Below are 17,565 nucleotides of genomic sequence, written 5' to 3'. Positions count from 1 at the left end.
ACATTGCGTTTGCTGGAGCGTTCTTCCTGTACCGTAAGCACTAAAAATGCTGCAAGAAATGCACACAGCAAGCTTAAGCCATAAATTCCTAAAAGTGGAATTAGGTACTTAATTGGTGTATCAATCAGTACGGTACCTACAAATAACCAAGGAAAACCACTCAATAATGTTGCTCTCAGGTATTCACTGACGCACCATAAGACAGCAAAAAGAACGGCGGATAACAGTTTACGGTGCTGAAACTCAAGAATTTTGAATGAATAAGTAACCAGAGCAGGAAAGAGCGACAGATACATAATAAAAACTAAGGTCACCAATCCTGAAAGGAAATAATTTAATTGGCCATAGTCATGAATACTGACAATAACCCAAGAAACCCCAAGGCCAAAGTAACCGATTCCATAAAAAAAGCCGCGATAAAAACTTTGTTTTCCAGAACAATTTTTTAAACTGGCATATAAAAAAGCTAAGCTTAAAATGGTTAATCCAGGCATATGAAAGGGAGCAAAGCCCAATGCCGCGACAAGCCCAATAGTGAGCATTAATAAATACTTAATATACCCAATGCGTATGGACGTACTTAGTGGAATGGAATTGGCTAAAGCAGTTTGCTTCATATGCTGTCATAAAATTGGAAAATCATAAGATAAAGGAGTACTGTTTTCAGGTCAAGAAATTTGAAAAAGCTATTTTGAATATAGATTAACACAGCTTACTTTGCAATTAGCGAGTTTTTGTGTACGATTATCCCCGACTTACAATGGAGAGGGATTTATATGTACAATGTCATGATTACGGGTGCAGGGAAAATTGGTAGTTTAATCGCCTGTTTATTAACGGAAAGCGGCTCTTATCAAGTCCATTTAGTCGATGTTGATTTTAATGGGTCTGATGTAAAGCGATTACTCAGTGCTTTACCCAAAGTAAAAACAGTAGCTTTAGATGTTACCGATGAACAAGCCACAAAAGCCTATATGGAAAAGAATAATATTGTGGCGGTCATTTCAAGTTTACCTTATTTCTTAAACACGCATGTTGCTTCGGCCGCTAAAGCAGCTGGCGCCAACTATTTCGATCTAACTGAAGATACATCGGTTACTGAGGCAGTAAAATCCATTGCTAAAAATGCTGAAACTGCGTTTGTTCCTCAGTGTGGATTAGCTCCAGGATTTATTAGTATTGCGGCAAATAGCCTAATGCAAGAATTTGAAGAGTGTCACCATGTTAAAATGCGTGTGGGTGCGTTACCACAAAATGCAAATAATGCATTGCATTACTCACTAACCTGGTCAACTGACGGGGTAATCAATGAGTACGGTAATCTTTGCTATGGTATTAAATACGGCAAGGAAGTTACTTTATCTCCCCTGGAAGGTTTAGAAGCAATTCAAATTGATGGCTGTGAGTATGAGGCATTTAATACTTCAGGTGGTTTAGGTAGTTTGGCGGAATTGCATGCCGGCAAAGTTCAGACCATGAACTACAAAACGATGCGCTATCCTGGCCATTGCCAAAAAATGAAGTTCTTAATGAATGATTTACGTTTAAATGAAGATAGAGCAACCTTAAAGCGTATTTTAGAAAACTCTATTCCTAAGACTTATCAAGATCTCGTTATCGTTTATGTTACTGTTGAAGGTATGAAACGTGGTGAACTCACTGAAAAGAACTATGTGAAGAAAATATACCCACAAGTCATTGCAGGATTAGAATGGTCTGCAATTCAAGTAAGTACTGCTTCTGGTGTTTGTGCTGTAGTTGACCTGGTATTAGGACAAGCTAATGAGTACAAAGGTCTAGTCTATCAAGAAAACTTCCAACTATCGGCAGTATTAGAAAACCGCTTTGGTCGTTATTACGCTTAAGGCAATAACATCGCCCGTATTGGACGAAGTCGTAATACGGGTATCAATACCACAACACCCCGTATTACGACTTCGTCTAATACCGGGCTACAAATTAAATCAGTCCCGTTTTATCCTATACAAAAGAGTTTTCAAGGAGTTATACATGGAATTATTAAGGCAATTACATATTCAAGATACCAATGCAGGGGCTTTTAGTGGCCAAGGCTGGCATAGCAATGTTCATGCGGATACCTTTGCCTCTTTCTGTCCAACAAACAACGAGAAACTTGCTGAAGTAGCTCCTTGCACTATGGATGATTATGAACAGATTATGAGTCGTGCGCAAAGTGCAGCCCAAGCATGGAGAATGGTTCCTGCACCAAAGCGTGGAGAAATCATCAGACAAATCGGCCAAGCTCTCCGTGAGAAAAAAGATTTACTTGGAAGCTTAGTTTCTTTAGAAATGGGTAAGTCCAAGCAAGAAGGAGATGGTGAAGTTCAGGAAATGATTGATATTGCTGACTTTGCAGTAGGTCAATCGCGTATGCTTTATGGTAACTCCATGCATTCTGAGCGTCCAAATCATAGAATGTATGAACAATGGCATCCTTATGGGATCGTTGGTGTTATTTCTGCCTTTAATTTTCCGGTAGCTGTTTGGGCTTGGAATGCCTTTTTATCCGCAATCTGCGGCAATGTGACTTTATGGAAACCTTCTGAAAAGACCCCACTTTGTGCGATCGCCGTTCAACATTTATGTAATGACGTTTTAAAAGCGAATAACTGCCCCGAAATTTTCAGTTTAATTATTCCTCAAGGCCATGCGGTAATCGATGCAATGGTTAATGATAAACGTATCCCACTAATTTCCTTTACAGGTTCAACTGCGGTTGGAAAACTAGTTGCTGCAAAAGTTGCGGCTCGCTTAGGTAAGACTATTTTAGAGTTAGGTGGTAATAATGCCATCATTCTCGATGAATCAGCTGATTTACATTTAGCAGTTCCTGCGATTGTTTTTGGTGCGGTGGGCACAGCAGGGCAACGATGCACTACAACACGACGTTTATTTGTGCATGAGTCTCAATATGATTTTCTTATCGAGAAACTACGTTCTGCCTATGAGCAAATAACAATCGGCGATCCTTTAGATACGAATAATTTAATGGGGCCTTTAATTGATAAGCATGCAGTAGAACAATTCAAGAAGACCGTTGCCCGTGTTAAAGAAGCAGGTGGGAAAATTGTTTTTGGTGGTGAGGCCTTGAATCAATCAGGTTCTTTTGTACAACCAACGTTAGTCTGTAATGTAAAAAATGATTGGGATATTGTGCAAGAAGAGACTTTTGCGCCTATCTTATATGTGATGTCGTATCGTTCTTTAGAAGAAGTGATTGAGATGCATAATAATGTTCCTCAAGGCTTGTCCTCCGCAATGTTCACGCAAAACTTAAAGCATGCAGAGCGTTTCTTAAGTGCTTGGGGTAGTGATTGTGGAATTGCGAACATCAATATTGGTACCTCCGGAGCTGAAATTGGCGGTGCCTTTGGTGGCGAAAAAGATACGGGTGGTGGACGTGAATCGGGTTCTGATTCCTGGAAGGCATATATGCGTCGTCAAACCAACACCATTAATTGGGGTAATGAGTTGCCATTAGCTCAGGGTATTAAATTTAATCTATCTTAGGGACTATTTATATTTCTATTATCTTGGCCAAAATGGCTTGATTTTCTGCGCTCCGGCGCTCGATAATCAAGCCATTTTGCCTCAAGTTAGCGAAATATAAACAGTCCGTATAATTGGTCCTGCAGCCGCAGGACCATGAGTGTGGATGATATTCATTAATTAATGAGGGAAAAATAATGCAGGAACCATTTTTCATAAAAAAAGTCGCGGTTCTCGGTGCAGGGGTTATGGGCGCACAGATTGCTGCACATTGCGTCAATGCGGGAATAGACACTCTACTCTATGATTTGCCTTCTAAAGATACTAATGCCAATGCATTAATCGATAAGGCAATTGCCAACTTAACCAAATTAAAACCGGCACCTCTTGCTACAGCACAAACAGCTGCGTTGTTACACGCTCGAAATTACGAGCAAAATTTAGCTGAACTAGCTGAGTGTGATTTAATTATTGAAGCAATTGCAGAGCGTTTGGATTGGAAAGAAGACTTATACACACGCATTTCACCTCATTTAACGAAGCGCTCCATTTTAGTCAGTAATACCTCCGGACTCAGTATTAATGCACTGTGTGCGGTATTACCAGAAGCACACCGCAAAAATTTCTGTGGCGTTCACTTTTTTAACCCCCCACGTTATATGCATCTTGCAGAACTTATTCCTGCAAGTACAACTGATGCAAAATTAGTGGATCATTTAGAAGCCTGGCTAACCAGCTATTTAGGCAAAGGTGTGGTTCGTGCTAAAGATACTCCTAATTTTATTGCAAACCGTGTGGGTGTGTTCTCTCTCTTAACTACGTTGCATCATGCTTCTGCCATGAATATGGGATTAGATGAAGTGGATGCATTGACTGGACCTTTATTGGGTCGGCCAAAATCCGCAACCTTCCGAACTATGGATGTAGTTGGTTTAGACATCATGGAGCATGTAGTTCGCACCATGCAAGAACAATTAAAATATGACCCTTGGCACCATAGCTTTAAATTACCTGAGTGGTTATCCGGATTAATTAAAGAGGGGCATTTGGGCCAAAAATCAGGTCAGGGTATCTATCGCAAAAATGGTAAAGCAATTGAAGTATATGACATTCAATCAGCAAGCTATCGCCCATCAAAATCAGAGGTAAGCGATGAGCTTAAAGTCATCATGGGGAATGCTGATCCTGTTGCGCGTATGCACGGATTGATGACCTCTAGCAATAAACAAGCTAGGTTCTTGGCAGCTTGTTTCAGAGATCTATTCCATTATTGTGCTTATCATCTCGAGACGATTGCTGATAACGCAAGAGATGTGGATTTAGCGATTCGCTGGGGCTTTGGTTGGATGCAAGGGCCATTTGAAACGTGGCAATTATCAGATTTAGCTAAAACAACACAGTTTATTAGTGAAGCAATTAAAGAAAAAGCAACCTTAAGTACAGCGCAATTACCTGGATGGCTTTTTGAGATTGATGCATTTTATAAGCAAGATGGCGCTTATTCTCCTCAGAAAAATAACTATCAGCCACGTAGCGAATTGCCTGTTTACACGCGCCAGTTTTTCCCTGATCGAGTAATCAAAGAACCAGCACATCCAACACCAGTTCTTTATGAAAATGATGGGGTCCGTTTATGGCATTTACAAGATGACGTTGCTGTTCTTAGTTTCAAGAGCAAAGCGAATACTTTAGGACAGGCGGTTCTGGATGGTTTAGAAGCCTCTTTGGATGTCGCTGAAAAACAATGCCGTGGACTTATTATTTATCAACATGATGCTGCGAACTTTAGTTCTGGGGCTGACTTGCGTCATGTGATGAAGTTGATCCAAGATAATAAGATGCAAGCACTTGATGACATGATTGCTCAATTCCAAGCAGGTGCGATGCGTTTAAAATACAGTTCAATCCCAACAATTGCTGCATTAAGAGGTCGTGCTTTAGGTGGTGGCTGTGAATTTATGATGCATTGTGATGCGGTTGTTGCGGCCTTTGAATCATACCCGGGCTTAGTTGAAGCTGGAGTAGGGGTAATACCTGCTGGTGGCGGATGTAAAGAAATGGCGATGCGTGCTGCGAGCATTCCTCATGCCGATTTAATGATTGTCATTCAAAGTTACTTCCAACAAATTGCTATGGCACAAGTAGCTGGTTCTGCAGCTGAAGCAAAACAAATGGGTTATTTACGTAGCACTGATACTTTTGTAATGCATGCGGATGAAGTGCTTTATGCAGCGTTAAGCAAAATTAAATTGATGCATGCTGAAAATTATCTCCCCCCCTTACCAAGACAATTTAAAGTCGCAGGAATAGAGGGGCTTGCTAGATTACAGACAGGTTTAGTGAACTGGCTAGAAGGTGGATTTATTTCACAACACGATTATTTCTTATCTACTGAATTAGCAAAAGTACTTTGTGGTGGCAATCTCAATCAAGGTGCACTGGTTGATGAGGCTTGGATGTTGAAATTAGAGCGCGATGCATTTGTTACTTTAGCATCAACGCCAGCAACTCAGGCTCGTATCAGTCATTTATTAGAGACTGGCAAACCATTACGTAATTAAGTGCAACTTATCTTCTCTCTCGGCTTGATCGAGAGAGAATGAAGCATAAGGAAGATTGACCGATGACTAATGTATACATAGTTGATGTATTAAGAACTCCAGTAGGAAAAGCACCTCGGGGTGTATTTAAGCATACGCTACCAGATGATTTATTGGCGCATACAATAAGAACTTTAATGAGCCGTCACCAAGATATTGATTGGGAGGAAATTGGTGATGTTGTTATTGGTTGTGCTATGCCTGAAGCGGAACAAGGTATGAACGTAGCACGTATCGCTGCTTTGCTTGCGGATATGCCGCAATCTGTTCCAGCAATGACGATTAACCGTTTTTGCTCTTCAGGAGTGCAAAGTATTGCAACTGCCGCAGCATCGATTCGCAGTGGTGAAATGCAATTAGCTCTTGCTGGTGGCGTTGAAAGCATGTCTATGGTGCCTTTAGGTGGTAATAAATACACAGCAAATCCATCATTTTTTGATAATGAGCATGTTGCTATTGCCTACGGAATGGGGGTAACGGCAGAAAATGTGGCGAAGCAGTGGGAAATTACTCGTGAACAGCAAGATGAATTTGCTGCTGAAAGCCATAAAAAGGCAATTGTTGCTCAAGTGCGTGGTGATTTCAAAGCAGAAATTACACCGGTAGAAATTACCATAAGACAGCCAAACCTAATCGATTCAACAACAAATGTTAAGACACAATTGATTACTGATGATGAGGGGCCAAGAGCGGATACATCTTATGACGTTATTTCTAAATTAAGACCTGTTTTCGCATTAAAGGGAACAGTTACTGCTGGTAATAGTTCACAAACCAGTGATGGAGCAGGTATTGCTTTGTTGGCTAGTGAAGAAGCAGTTCGTAAATATAATTTAAAACCAATGGGACGATTATTAAGCTTCGCCGTAGAAGGTGTTCCACCAGAAATTATGGGAATTGGGCCGATAAAAGCCATTCCTGTTGCTTTAAAACGTGCTGGACTGACTCTAGATCAAATCGATTGGATTGAGTTAAATGAAGCTTTTGCTGCTCAGGCTTTAGCGGTTATTAAAGATCTAGGTTTGCCACGAGAGAAAGTAAATCCTTTAGGTGGAGCTATTGCTTTAGGACATCCTTTAGGAGCAACCGGTGCAATTAGAACTGCAACCTTATTACATGGTTTACGCCGAACTAAAGGTAAATACGGTATGGTAACAATGTGTATCGGTACTGGTATGGGGGCCGCTGCGATATTTGAAGCATTATAATATTTAAAAAGATGTAGCCTGGTTGCAAGCAACCAGGCTACATCTTTATTAAATGTAATTACAGGAGAGCCGAATGAAAAAGGTGGTCTCAAATCTGAGGGTATTAATTTTTATCGCGGAATATAATGCGGGCTTTAGATAAGTCGTAGGGAGTTAGTTCCACTTTAACTTTATCACCAGTTAAAATTCTAATGTAGTTTTTGCGCATGCGACCAGAAATGTGAGCAGTGACAATATGCCCATTTTCTAATTCAACACGAAACATAGTATTGGGCAGGGTATCTATAACTGTGCCAGCCATTTCTATATGATCTTCTTTTGCCATAGGTCTCTCAAATGATTACCAAATCGGTTAATTAATGTTTTCAAAATGAAAACATGACTCTTTGGCAAGTATACTGCTAAAATGAAGATAATGGCAATTATGCAATGCTGAAATTTATACTATAGGTATTAATTGTAAATTAATTATACTGATGCGCGTTATTCTGCAATCCAAAGCGTTACGAAGTGTTTGTTTTAAATCGTCCACCCTGTATCTTTTTTTATTCAGCTCTTCGACTACCATTGCCTTCCATCCTTAATGAGGTCTGTGATTTCATGACTCTCCATGGCATGGAAATAGCCAATACTTTATAGCATTAAATGAACCGTATTTTGCCATGCTTTCAAATGAAATACCCAGACAGGCAAAAGAAGTATTCGGTGCTTGGTTATGTGTTTATGAAGATAAAGCTATAGACGTAACATTTGAAGGCAGCTCAAGCTATATGAAGCCATAAGATGGGTGTAGCCTGATTACTCGCAACCAGTTTTTCCTTAGTCTAATAAATTTCGAAATTGCAACGATCACGAAAAAGAAACCTGCCACATTCTCTGCATACTCGGATATTTCAATGTATCGTTTAATAAACGCATAAAATCAGCACGACTAATAATTTCTGCACCCAAGCTGAGTAAATGAGGGGTAGGGAGCTGGCAATCAATAAAATCAAAATCCCATTGTTCCATCGTTTGACATAAATAATAAAACGCGATTTTTGACGTATCAGTGACCGTATGAAACATGGATTCACCGAAAAAAGCGCGACCCAAGCTAACTCCATACAATCCACCAACTAATTCATTGTCAAGCCATACTTCAAATGAATGAGCATAGCCCATTGCATGTATTTGTGTGTAGGCCTCGATCATGTCGTTAACAATCCAAGTATTTTCCACTCGCTCTAAACTGGTAGCACAGGCACGTATCACTTCTGGAAATGCAGTATCAACAGTGATTTTAAATGGTTTTTTTAGCGATTTTTGTAAACTATGAGACACTTTAAATGCTGAAGGGCGTACAATGAGTCGTGGATTCGGTGACCACCAAAGAACAGGTGAACCAGGCCCATACCAAGGAAAAACACCCTGTGAGTAGGCTTGTATTATACGTTTGGGGTTTAAGTCGCCACCGATAAGTAATAGGCCTTGTTTATCACTGGTTTCAGGATCTGGAAATATAAACTCTTCGTTAGGCTCTATTAACATTTGTTCAGTTTCTCCATGAAGCTCACAAAACCCGAGATTTGGAAGTATATTGAATATATTCTACAATTACTATAAATAAGCATGGGGGAAATCAATTGCACTTGGATTATCTTTACAGTTTAGGAAACATTTTAATTCTTCTGAGCCTTAGTTGCAGAAAAGTTCTTTTGATACGTATTATCTTCGCTTTATCAGATGGATCATTTCTATTATATGGAATATTAGCCCATATTCCGCCAATGGCTTATTGGGCAATAGCATCGTTGCTTATTAATTTCGTGCAAATTGGTTTTTTGATAAGAGATATGATACCCAAATATTTAAGTGATGAATTGCAATCGATTAAAAAAATATTTTTTGACAGCATGCAAACCAGTGATTTCTTACGCTTAATTAAATTAAGCCATCGAGGAACAGCCAGTAATGAAATTGTGCTAGAAAAGAATAAGCCAGTAAAAGCCTTAATGCTCATAACTAACGGCCAAGTTTACATTGATCTTCCAGATTCAATCTTAGAGCTGGGGCATTATCATTTTATCGGGGAAATGAGTTATTTTAGTGATGGGAACGCAAGTACGACAATCCATGCGCGTGAACCAGTTGAATATATTTATTGGAATTACAGCGATTTACGGCGTTTACAAATCAAAACTCCTCCCTTGTTTATGAAAATGATTGAAGCTATGGGTAAAGACATTATGTTGAAAATGTTAAACCGCAATAAAGAAACAATGAAATCAACTTTACCCAATCAATCAACAAACTAAAGCAGTCGGTTTCTTTATTCGCCTGAATAAAGTTTAGATATTATGCGAAAAATAGTACTCAAATTATTCGCCGACGATAAACCATCTCAGGAAGGCATTGCTTTGAAGTGTTTTAAATCGGACCTTTCGGTCTGTAATTTGGGAAAAGTGATTTGATTTTAATCTTTAATGAGGTTGTCCTGAGTATACCCAAAATTCTCACGCCGTGTTAATAAATCCTTAATGAAATTAATTTATAATTGACGCATTTGTTAATATTAATAACTAACTGGGAGTTAAAATGCCACAAATTATTAAACCTATTTTTGAAACAAAACTAGAAGATGCATTTGCTTCTACCAAACATCGATTTTTCACCATGACTACTCCAATTCAGGAGTGCACATATCGCGATCGGTTAGGTCAAATTACAACAAAGGAATCTGACTTCGTTTCTTTTGTTGTAACACCATTTATTGACTCCTTTTTAGAACCAATATTTGCTTTTGATACGCTAATTCATTTGGTGAATGCAATTGCTTCTGCAGCAAAAGGAATGTATTTATGGACTCTGAACCAACAAAAATCCCCCTCCATAATGGATGAACAGTCAGGTGAAGAATTTGGCTTGGCAATTTCTAGTCTTATCCTATCTGTATCAGCAGATATTGCACAAACTTTGAACTTGCTAATCAGCCTTGTCAGTCTTATCACTCGCCCCATAATGAGTGCTGTTCAATTGGCTATTGATTTGACTACTGATGATACCTCTCACCGCGCGGAATTCCAATAGCTAGCCCCTGGCTTGCCAAGGATGGCGGAACCCCGAAGCATGTAGCCTGTGATAGGTGCTGCCAGACCCTCCAATAGCTTTTTAAAAACAACACAAAAAAATTTCTTCTATATCGGATGTTCTGCTTTTATACTGTGTCGAACATAGTGCAACCCGGTTGCTCTCAACCGGGTTTTATCTCAGGCTATAGAAAGGGGAGAATGAGGGCTTATTCGAACTCTAAATCCAAGTACTGTTCTGCATCAAGTGCGGCCATACAGCCAAAACCTGCAGACGTAATTGCTTGACGATAAACATGATCAGCAACATCACCACACGCAAAGACTCCGTGTACCGAAGTACTGGTTGCCATGCCATCCAGTCCTGATTTAATCGTAATATAACCATCTCTCATAGTGAGTTGGTCTTTGAATAATTCAGTATTTGGAGTATGACCTATGGCAATAAACACGCCATCAACATCAAGTTGCTCTATTGAATCATCACGAACATGACGAACTTTTGCACCAGTAACTTTTTTCCCATCGCCAACCACTTCATCTAAGGCGCTGTTCCAAATAATTCTGATGTTACCATTTCGTGCTTTTTCAAATAATTTGTCCTGAAGAATTTTTTCAGCTCGTAAACTATCACGTCGGTGAATCAGGGTGACATGAGAAGCTAAATTGGATAAATACAAAGCCTCTTCAACAGCAGTATTTCCACCACCGATAACACAAACTGCTTTGTTACGGAAAAAGAAACCATCACAGGTTGCGCAGGCAGAAACTCCACGACCTTGATATGCCGATTCGGATTCTAAACCTAAGTAGCGTGCAGACGCTCCAGTGGCAATGATTAATGCGTCACAGGTATACGTTTCGCTATCGCCACGTAAGGTAAACGGCTTCTTGGATAAATCAGTGCTGACGATATGATCATAAATAATTTTTGTATCAAAACGTTCAGCATGTTTTTGCATCCGATCCATCAATGCAGGGCCTTGTAGACCTTCAATATCTCCTGGCCAGTTGTCCACTTCCGTAGTCGTGGTCAATTGTCCACCAGGCTGCATGCCGGTAATTAATACTGGATTTAGATTTGCTCTTGCGGCATAGACTGCAGCAGTGTAACCTGCAGGCCCTGAACCCAAGATGATTAAGCGGTGGTGATTACTATCGCTCATCGACTCTGCCTTCCTTAATATTTTGATATTTTGTGTTAAGATGGCGAATATTATGACATAAACAAACCTTTGAATATACCTATGGCAAAACAACAATCGGGAAGAAAGGCTGGCTCCCTAAAAAAAACCATGCCAAGTTTCATCATCAAGCGTCTTAGTGAGGGCAGTTTTATATTGTCTTTAACTGGTGCTTTATTTGTTCTTTTATCGTTAATGACCTATCAATTCACTGATCCAGGTTGGTCGCATGTATCACGTGCAGGAAAAACTGTTACTAATTCTGGCGGACAGGTAGGTGCGTATGTAGCCGATGCGCTTTATTTTATTTTTGGTTATTTTGCTTATTTATTACCAGTTGTTTTTGTTTATGTTGCTTGGGCAATACTGCACGATCTGCGGGCATTAAAAGTACTTGATCTTCGTGTTTTATCTTTACGCCTAAGCGGGTTCTTGATGATGGTCATTGGGGGAAGCGGTATATTAAGTTTTCAAGCGCATTGGAATCGCCTGGATCCCATGCATGGTCCAGGAGGACTTATTGGTCAATCCGTGGGCAAATCATGGTTTCACATGCTGAATTTACATGGCGCAGTACTCGTTTTATTAGCCATGTTTTTGGTGGGAACTACTTGGCTTACTGGAATCTCCTGGTTACAGGCAATTGAGCTAATTGGCTTTTACACCTTATCTCTGCTCAATAAGACTTATGTTACGGTGAAAAATGCGATTACTACAAGCTGTTTATGGATTGCAGGGTATCAGGCACGCAGACCAGCAGAAGTGGATGTACCTGTGCAAGAAAAAACAGTGCCTAAGTTATTCAATTCCAAACCCGAGCCAGAACAGGAAAAAACAACTCCAATATTAATGGCTAATGTAGAGAAACCAATTGCTCCACGAGCTGAGCCAGTAAGGGCAGAAATAATCAAACCCGAACCGGTTAGAGCAGAACCTGTTCGAGCTGAGGTAGTAAAACCCGCTCCAGTGGTTGTTGCAGCACCTCCACGTGAATTAAAAGAAATTCGTGCTCCTAAACTTCACAATCCAGGTACCTTACCCGGCTTAGAGTTGCTGGATAAGGGCGCTCCCGGAAAGCCAATGGGAGGCTATACGCATCAGGAATTAGAACAAGTTTCTCGGGAGCTTGAGCAACATCTATTAGATTTTGGTGTGCAAGCTGATGTCGTTGCTGTACATCCAGGCCCTTTATTTACGCGCTTTGAACTGCAATTGGCTGCTGGTGTTAAAGTCAGTAAGTTAACAGCCCTGTCTAAAGACTTAGCGCGTTCTTTATCGGTAATTTCGGTACGTGTGGTTGAAGTTATTCCTGGTAAAACAGTTGTTGGTTTAGAGTTGCCGAATCAGTCGCGTGAAATGGTTCGTTTGTCCGATGTTTTGTCTGCTGAGGTGTACCAACAAGCGCATTCACCAATTGCGTTGGCTTTAGGGGTTGATATTGCAGGACATCCAGTGGTTGTTGATTTGGCTAAAATGCCACACTTATTGGTTGCCGGAACGACTGGTTCGGGTAAATCAGTAGGGATTAATGCCATGATTCTGAGTATCCTCTTCAAGGCTACTCCAGAGCAAGTACGTTTAATCATGGTGGATCCTAAAATGTTGGAATTGTCTGTTTATGACGGTATTCCTCATTTATTAACGCCAGTCGTAACCGACATGAAAGAGGCTGCGAGCGCTTTACGTTGGTGTGTTGAGGAAATGGAGCGTCGTTACCGACTAATGGCTTCACTTGGCGTTAGAAACCTTGCTGGTTTTAATACGAAAGTATCTGAAGCGATTGCTTGTGGTGAGCCATTAACGAACCCATTATGGAAACCAGTAGATTCAATGGATGCAACTGCTCCCTTGTTAGAAGCTTTACCTCATATCGTTGTTGTTATTGACGAGCTTGCTGACATGATGATGGTTGTGGGGAAAAAGGTCGAGCAATTAATTGCGCGTATTGCCCAAAAAGCACGCGCCGCGGGAATCCATATGATTCTAGCAACACAGCGTCCATCGGTGGATGTTTTGACTGGATTGATTAAATCAAACATTCCAACACGAATGTCATTCCAGGTTTCTTCAAAAATTGATTCTCGTACTATACTGGATCAACAAGGCGCAGAACAATTATTAGGACATGGAGACATGTTGTACTTAGCTCCAGGAAGTGGGGCTCCATTACGTGTTCATGGTGCTTTTGTTGATGATAAAGAAGTGCATCGTATTGCGGATGATTGGCGCGCTCGAGGTGAGCCTGATTATATTGAGGACATCACTAGATTGGGTGTAGATGGTGATGAAGGTGGCGGCAGTGCTGATGGAGATAGCCAAGCTGAAGATGATGATCCACTTTATGATCAAGCAGTAGAGTTTGTCATTCAAACACGTAAAGCCAGTATTTCTGCAGTACAACGACGATTGAAAATTGGTTATAACCGTGCTGCGCGCATGGTTGAAGAAATGGAACGTACAGGAATTGTTGGCCCCTTAGATGGTGGCTATCGTGATGTATTAGTGAACTCCATAACAGAGGATTAAGCATGAAAAAAATACTGCTTGCAGTTCTGATGAGTTTTTCTGCTGCTGCGTTTTGTGAAGCGGCTGATGAAATACTACAAACTAAATTAAATGCGATTCGTTCAATGACCGCAAGTTTTAAACAAGTCGTTAAAGCAAAAGAGCGTGTGGTTTCTCGTTCTTCCGGAACGATGGCTCTGCAAAGACCAGGGCGTTTCCGCTGGCAGACTAAAGAGCCTATGGCTCAATTGATGATTGCGGATGGCCAACGTATCTGGATTTATGATACGGATCTTGAGCAGGTTACGGTGAAAAAACAAGAAAAAGGTTTAGGCGGAACTGCAGCTTTATTTTTAAGTGGTTATGACAATACGGTAACCAGAGATTTTACCGTAGTTCAGAGTGGCTCAGGAGATAATTCTGTTTTTGATCTGAAATCCAAATCACCCAAAGCAAATTTCCAACGTATGAAGTTAGTATTTCATAAAGATATGTTAACTGAACTGGTATTGTTTGATCAGCTAGGACAAGTGACCACGGTATACTTGGCAAAAACTAAATTAAACCCTCAGTTGGCTGTTTCATTGTTTCAATTTAAGGCACCAAAAGGGGTTGATGTGGTACAGCAATGACCGAGTCAAAGAAACAACACTCTCTACCACTGGCCGAATTATTACGGCCGAAACATATTGATGACGTAATTGGTCAGCAGCATTTGCTGGGAGAGGGAAAACCTTTACGACTTAGCTTCCTCGGTGGCAAACTCCACTCCATGATTTTATGGGGGCCTCCTGGGGTTGGTAAAACAACCTTAGCCCGAATTACTGCAGAGGCCTTTGACTGTGAATGGATCGCGCTTTCAGCTGTTTTCTCCGGTGTTAAAGACATTCGGGCCGCAATGGAGCAAGCCCAAGAGAATTTAACTCAGGGTAAACATACTATCCTGTTTATTGATGAAATCCATCGTTTCAATAAATCCCAACAAGATGCATTACTTCCTTATACAGAATCGGGTTTAGTTACGTTCATTGGTGCAACAACGGAAAACCCTTCCTTTGAAGTAAATTCCGCACTGCTGTCACGAGCACAGGTTTATGTGCTTAAGTCATTGACTAATGAAGAATTAAAACAATTATTTGAAAAAGCACATCAGAAAGTCTTTGCTGAAATTCCATTCGATGAGGCCGCAATTGCAATTATTATTGATTATGTGGATGGGGATGCCAGAAGATTACTAAATTGTATGGAGCAGTTGCAGACTGCTTGTACCGCAGCGAAGGTTACTGAGGTGACCAAAGAATTCGTGATTAATTCCTTAGCTCAGCATATGCGACGCTTTGATAAAGGCGGCGAGAATTTTTACGATCAAATTTCAGCCCTGCATAAATCGGTTCGCGGTTCTAATCCCGATGCAGCACTTTACTGGCTTTGTCGCATGTTAGATGGTGGAGTTGATCCCTTATATCTGTCTCGACGTATTATTAGAATGGCGTGGGAAGATATAGGCCTAGCGGATCCCCGTGCCATGCAAATTGTTAATGATGCCGCAGAAACCTACGAACGATTAGGCTCCCCTGAAGGCGAGCTAGCCTTAGGCCAAGCTGTGATTTACCTGGCAATAGCCGCTAAAAGCAATGCCGGTTACACTGCATTTAACGAAGCCATGGCTCTTGTAAAAAAAGACAAGTCACGAGAGGTACCTATCCACTTACGCAATGCCCCAACGCGACTAATGAAACAATTAGGATATGGGCATGAATATCGTTATGCCCATAATGAGCCTCATGCTTATGCTGCAGGTGAACGCTATTTACCTGATGGGATGAACGAACCTAATTGGTATCAACCCGTATCGCGAGGCTTGGAAATCAAGATTGCTGAAAAAATGGCATTTTTAAGAAAGCTTGATGAAGAATATAATTCCAAGTAGCCCCTAAAATAATTGGATTTTTAGCTAAAATGTCTAGGGCGTGTCCCTAAAGTTTCAACCAAAGCAAAATACTTACTATCGTTAATGCACCTAAATTGGCTTGTGGTTTGCGATGAATAATCGCTTGCTGCAAGGCCTGACTCACTAAATCAGCAGTCATTCGTTCACTCATAGCAAGCCCCCCAATCCATCGTGAAAATAAATCCAATACCGTTGCTACATAAAGCTAGCCTTCGCCCGTAGCAACATAGGTTAAATCAGCCACCCATTTCTCATTTGCTCTTTCTAACGCTCTAAATCGCTCTTCTTCCATTGTTAAATGACCTTTCCCAGGAAATGCTGATTCCCCTGAACGTTCTTTCGCTTTTACCCAGCCAACTAAAGTAGCACAGGGTATACCTAAACGACTGATAACTTTTATATCCTTCTTTATATAAAGAAACAGCATTATTCTTGAACTCTTTGTCGTAAATTCGTGTGATTTTACTACCCATTCATTAACTCCTAAAGATTAATCATAGTTTCTTTGTTTCTCTTCTAGGTGTCCATTAAATGGTGGCAAGCATCAATATGCTCTTCTGCTAGTTCTATGTACAGGAATTATTCCTCCTTTTGCTGTTTACTGTTTCCGCGCAATAACTCCGGGATGAAATTGATCAATAAGCACGCGAAAAAATCGCACCGTATAGTGATTATTCTATTTGTTGCATCTATAATCATAATTGGTAAGGTTCATTCTGACTGGACTAAAATGAAGATAATCGAACGGACCACTGCTTTACTAAAAAAAGTTACTTCTTGGTATGAAAAACGCAATACTGAGCAAGCGGTGAAAATGCTTTACAGCAAACAAAAGTACCTTGCTGGGTTCTTTACAGGCTTTAATACTTTTTTAGATCATTTTACTAAATACGGCGCTGTAATAACCCTTGCCTTGTCGGTTAGCTCTTTTTTAGGCTTCTCTATGACACCAGTAGGCTGGATTGCCGTTGGATCAGCGATGTTGATAGGTGGGGTGGTTCTAGCTGGACATAGCATATACAGCTATCTTAATAAGTCCAAAAAACTAATGGAGGCCATTGAGACCAGGGATGCACATGAACGCCAAATTAAAAGCCTTGCCAAAGAAATTGAACTCCAATATGCTGAGCACGATGTATTAGAAAAAGAGCTAGGAATACTTCGTCAAACTGCGGAAAAACTAGGTATTTCTCCAGATTTAGAAATTCCAAACACTTCATCTGTTAATATTAAAAAAGAGCCTACTGAGAGTACCCAAAATACAGAAATAGAACATCAATTTATTCAAGCTTTAAAAAATTTAGGTACTTATGTAGCAATACCTTTTATTGCTCTAGGCCAGCTATTTAACCAGATAGTTCAAGGGTTAAAATTACCTCAATTGAACGAACTGAAGAATGCAACCTCGCCCATCCAACAGAGATTCAAAGAGTTTGCTGCTGTTTTAACTTTTGTAACTACGGCGTTTACCGGGCTTTTTACGTGGTTGTCCTCCCTGCTCGGTGGGGGACTCACCCAATTGAGTTTCATTCAAACATC

General features: G+C 40.5%; 13 protein-coding genes and 2 pseudogenes. 10 read left to right on the top strand and 5 right to left on the bottom strand.

Features of this window, described 5'->3' with window-relative positions; all coding sequences use genetic code 11:
• Positions 1-617, bottom strand: a pseudogene (locus tag ACQY7T_RS09145) (apolipoprotein N-acyltransferase); the annotation flags it as partial.
• 159 nt (positions 618-776) lie between these two features.
• Here ACQY7T_RS09145 and ACQY7T_RS09140 point away from each other — a divergent pair.
• The 4 genes from ACQY7T_RS09140 to ACQY7T_RS09125 all read left to right on the top strand — a co-directional run bounded on the left by ACQY7T_RS09140 (position 777) and on the right by ACQY7T_RS09125 (position 7,318).
• The gene (locus ACQY7T_RS09140; protein ID WP_428412863.1) at positions 777-1,865 is read left to right on the top strand and encodes a saccharopine dehydrogenase family protein; all 1,089 of its coding nucleotides are present in this window, start codon (positions 777-779) and stop codon (positions 1,863-1,865) included.
• A 145-nt stretch (positions 1,866-2,010) separates the two neighbouring features.
• Positions 2,011-3,531: an L-piperidine-6-carboxylate dehydrogenase gene (gene amaB / locus ACQY7T_RS09135; RefSeq protein ID WP_428412861.1), complete on the top strand. Its 1,521-nt coding sequence runs from the start codon at positions 2,011-2,013 to the stop codon at positions 3,529-3,531.
• Positions 3,532-3,707: 176 nt separating this feature from the next.
• A complete protein-coding gene (locus ACQY7T_RS09130; protein ID WP_428412859.1) occupies positions 3,708-6,071 on the top strand; it encodes a 3-hydroxyacyl-CoA dehydrogenase/enoyl-CoA hydratase family protein in 2,364 nt (787 codons plus the stop codon).
• 62 nt (positions 6,072-6,133) lie between these two features.
• A complete protein-coding gene (locus ACQY7T_RS09125) occupies positions 6,134-7,318 on the top strand; it encodes an acetyl-CoA C-acyltransferase (protein ID WP_428412857.1) in 1,185 nt (394 codons plus the stop codon).
• Positions 7,319-7,421: 103 nt separating this feature from the next.
• Here ACQY7T_RS09125 and infA read toward each other — a convergent pair whose 3' ends face one another.
• Both infA and aat read right to left on the bottom strand, forming a co-directional pair.
• Entirely contained in the window at positions 7,422-7,643 is a 222-nt protein-coding gene (infA, locus tag ACQY7T_RS09120) for a translation initiation factor IF-1 (RefSeq protein WP_252578672.1), read from the bottom strand.
• 524 nt (positions 7,644-8,167) lie between these two features.
• Complete coding sequence (gene aat / locus ACQY7T_RS09115) at positions 8,168-8,842, bottom strand: leucyl/phenylalanyl-tRNA--protein transferase (RefSeq protein WP_428412864.1); 675 nt, start codon at positions 8,840-8,842, stop codon at positions 8,168-8,170.
• Positions 8,843-9,153: 311 nt separating this feature from the next.
• Between aat and ACQY7T_RS09110 the strand changes: the two genes are divergently transcribed.
• Both ACQY7T_RS09110 and ACQY7T_RS09105 read left to right on the top strand, forming a co-directional pair.
• Positions 9,154-9,615, top strand: coding sequence for a cyclic nucleotide-binding domain-containing protein (locus tag ACQY7T_RS09110; protein WP_428412855.1), 462 nt, complete (start codon positions 9,154-9,156; stop codon positions 9,613-9,615).
• Positions 9,616-9,895: 280 nt separating this feature from the next.
• A complete protein-coding gene (locus tag ACQY7T_RS09105) occupies positions 9,896-10,387 on the top strand; it encodes a hypothetical protein (RefSeq protein ID WP_428412853.1) in 492 nt (163 codons plus the stop codon).
• A gap of 208 nt (positions 10,388-10,595) precedes the next feature.
• Here the strand turns inward: ACQY7T_RS09105 and trxB are convergent, their stop codons facing one another.
• The gene (gene trxB / locus ACQY7T_RS09100; RefSeq protein ID WP_428412852.1) at positions 10,596-11,552 is read right to left on the bottom strand and encodes a thioredoxin-disulfide reductase; all 957 of its coding nucleotides are present in this window, start codon (positions 11,550-11,552) and stop codon (positions 10,596-10,598) included.
• Between the two features lie 81 nt (positions 11,553-11,633).
• Here trxB and ACQY7T_RS09095 point away from each other — a divergent pair, with 81 nt between their 5' ends.
• The 3 genes from ACQY7T_RS09095 to ACQY7T_RS09085 are packed head-to-tail and all read left to right on the top strand — an operon-like array spanning position 11,634 to position 16,005.
• On the top strand, positions 11,634-14,096 hold the full coding sequence (locus ACQY7T_RS09095) for a DNA translocase FtsK (RefSeq protein WP_428412850.1): 2,463 nt from the start codon (positions 11,634-11,636) through the stop codon (positions 14,094-14,096).
• Between the two features lie 2 nt (positions 14,097-14,098).
• Positions 14,099-14,707 carry an outer membrane lipoprotein chaperone LolA gene (gene lolA, locus ACQY7T_RS09090; RefSeq protein ID WP_428412849.1) on the top strand — a complete coding sequence of 203 codons (609 nt, stop codon included), beginning with the start codon at positions 14,099-14,101 and terminating at the stop codon, positions 14,705-14,707.
• Complete coding sequence (locus ACQY7T_RS09085) at positions 14,704-16,005, top strand: replication-associated recombination protein A (RefSeq protein WP_428412847.1); 1,302 nt, start codon at positions 14,704-14,706, stop codon at positions 16,003-16,005. Before lolA ends, ACQY7T_RS09085 begins: the two co-directional genes overlap by 4 nt.
• Before the next feature lie 100 nt (positions 16,006-16,105).
• Here the strand turns inward: ACQY7T_RS09085 and ACQY7T_RS09080 are convergent.
• Positions 16,106-16,306: pseudogene (locus ACQY7T_RS09080) on the bottom strand (DDE-type integrase/transposase/recombinase); the annotation flags it as partial.
• Positions 16,307-16,756: 450 nt separating this feature from the next.
• On the opposite strand from ACQY7T_RS09080, the gene ACQY7T_RS09075 reads away from it, so the two are divergent.
• The coding region (locus ACQY7T_RS09075) for a hypothetical protein (protein WP_428412846.1) at positions 16,757-17,565 on the top strand (809 nt) is incomplete at its 3' end.

Origin of the sequence: Legionella sp. (genome assembly GCF_965140895.1) — a bacterium.
In the GTDB taxonomy this organism is placed as follows: domain Bacteria; phylum Pseudomonadota; class Gammaproteobacteria; order Legionellales; family Legionellaceae; genus Legionella.
This window is presented reverse-complemented; position numbering and strand designations above follow the sequence as displayed.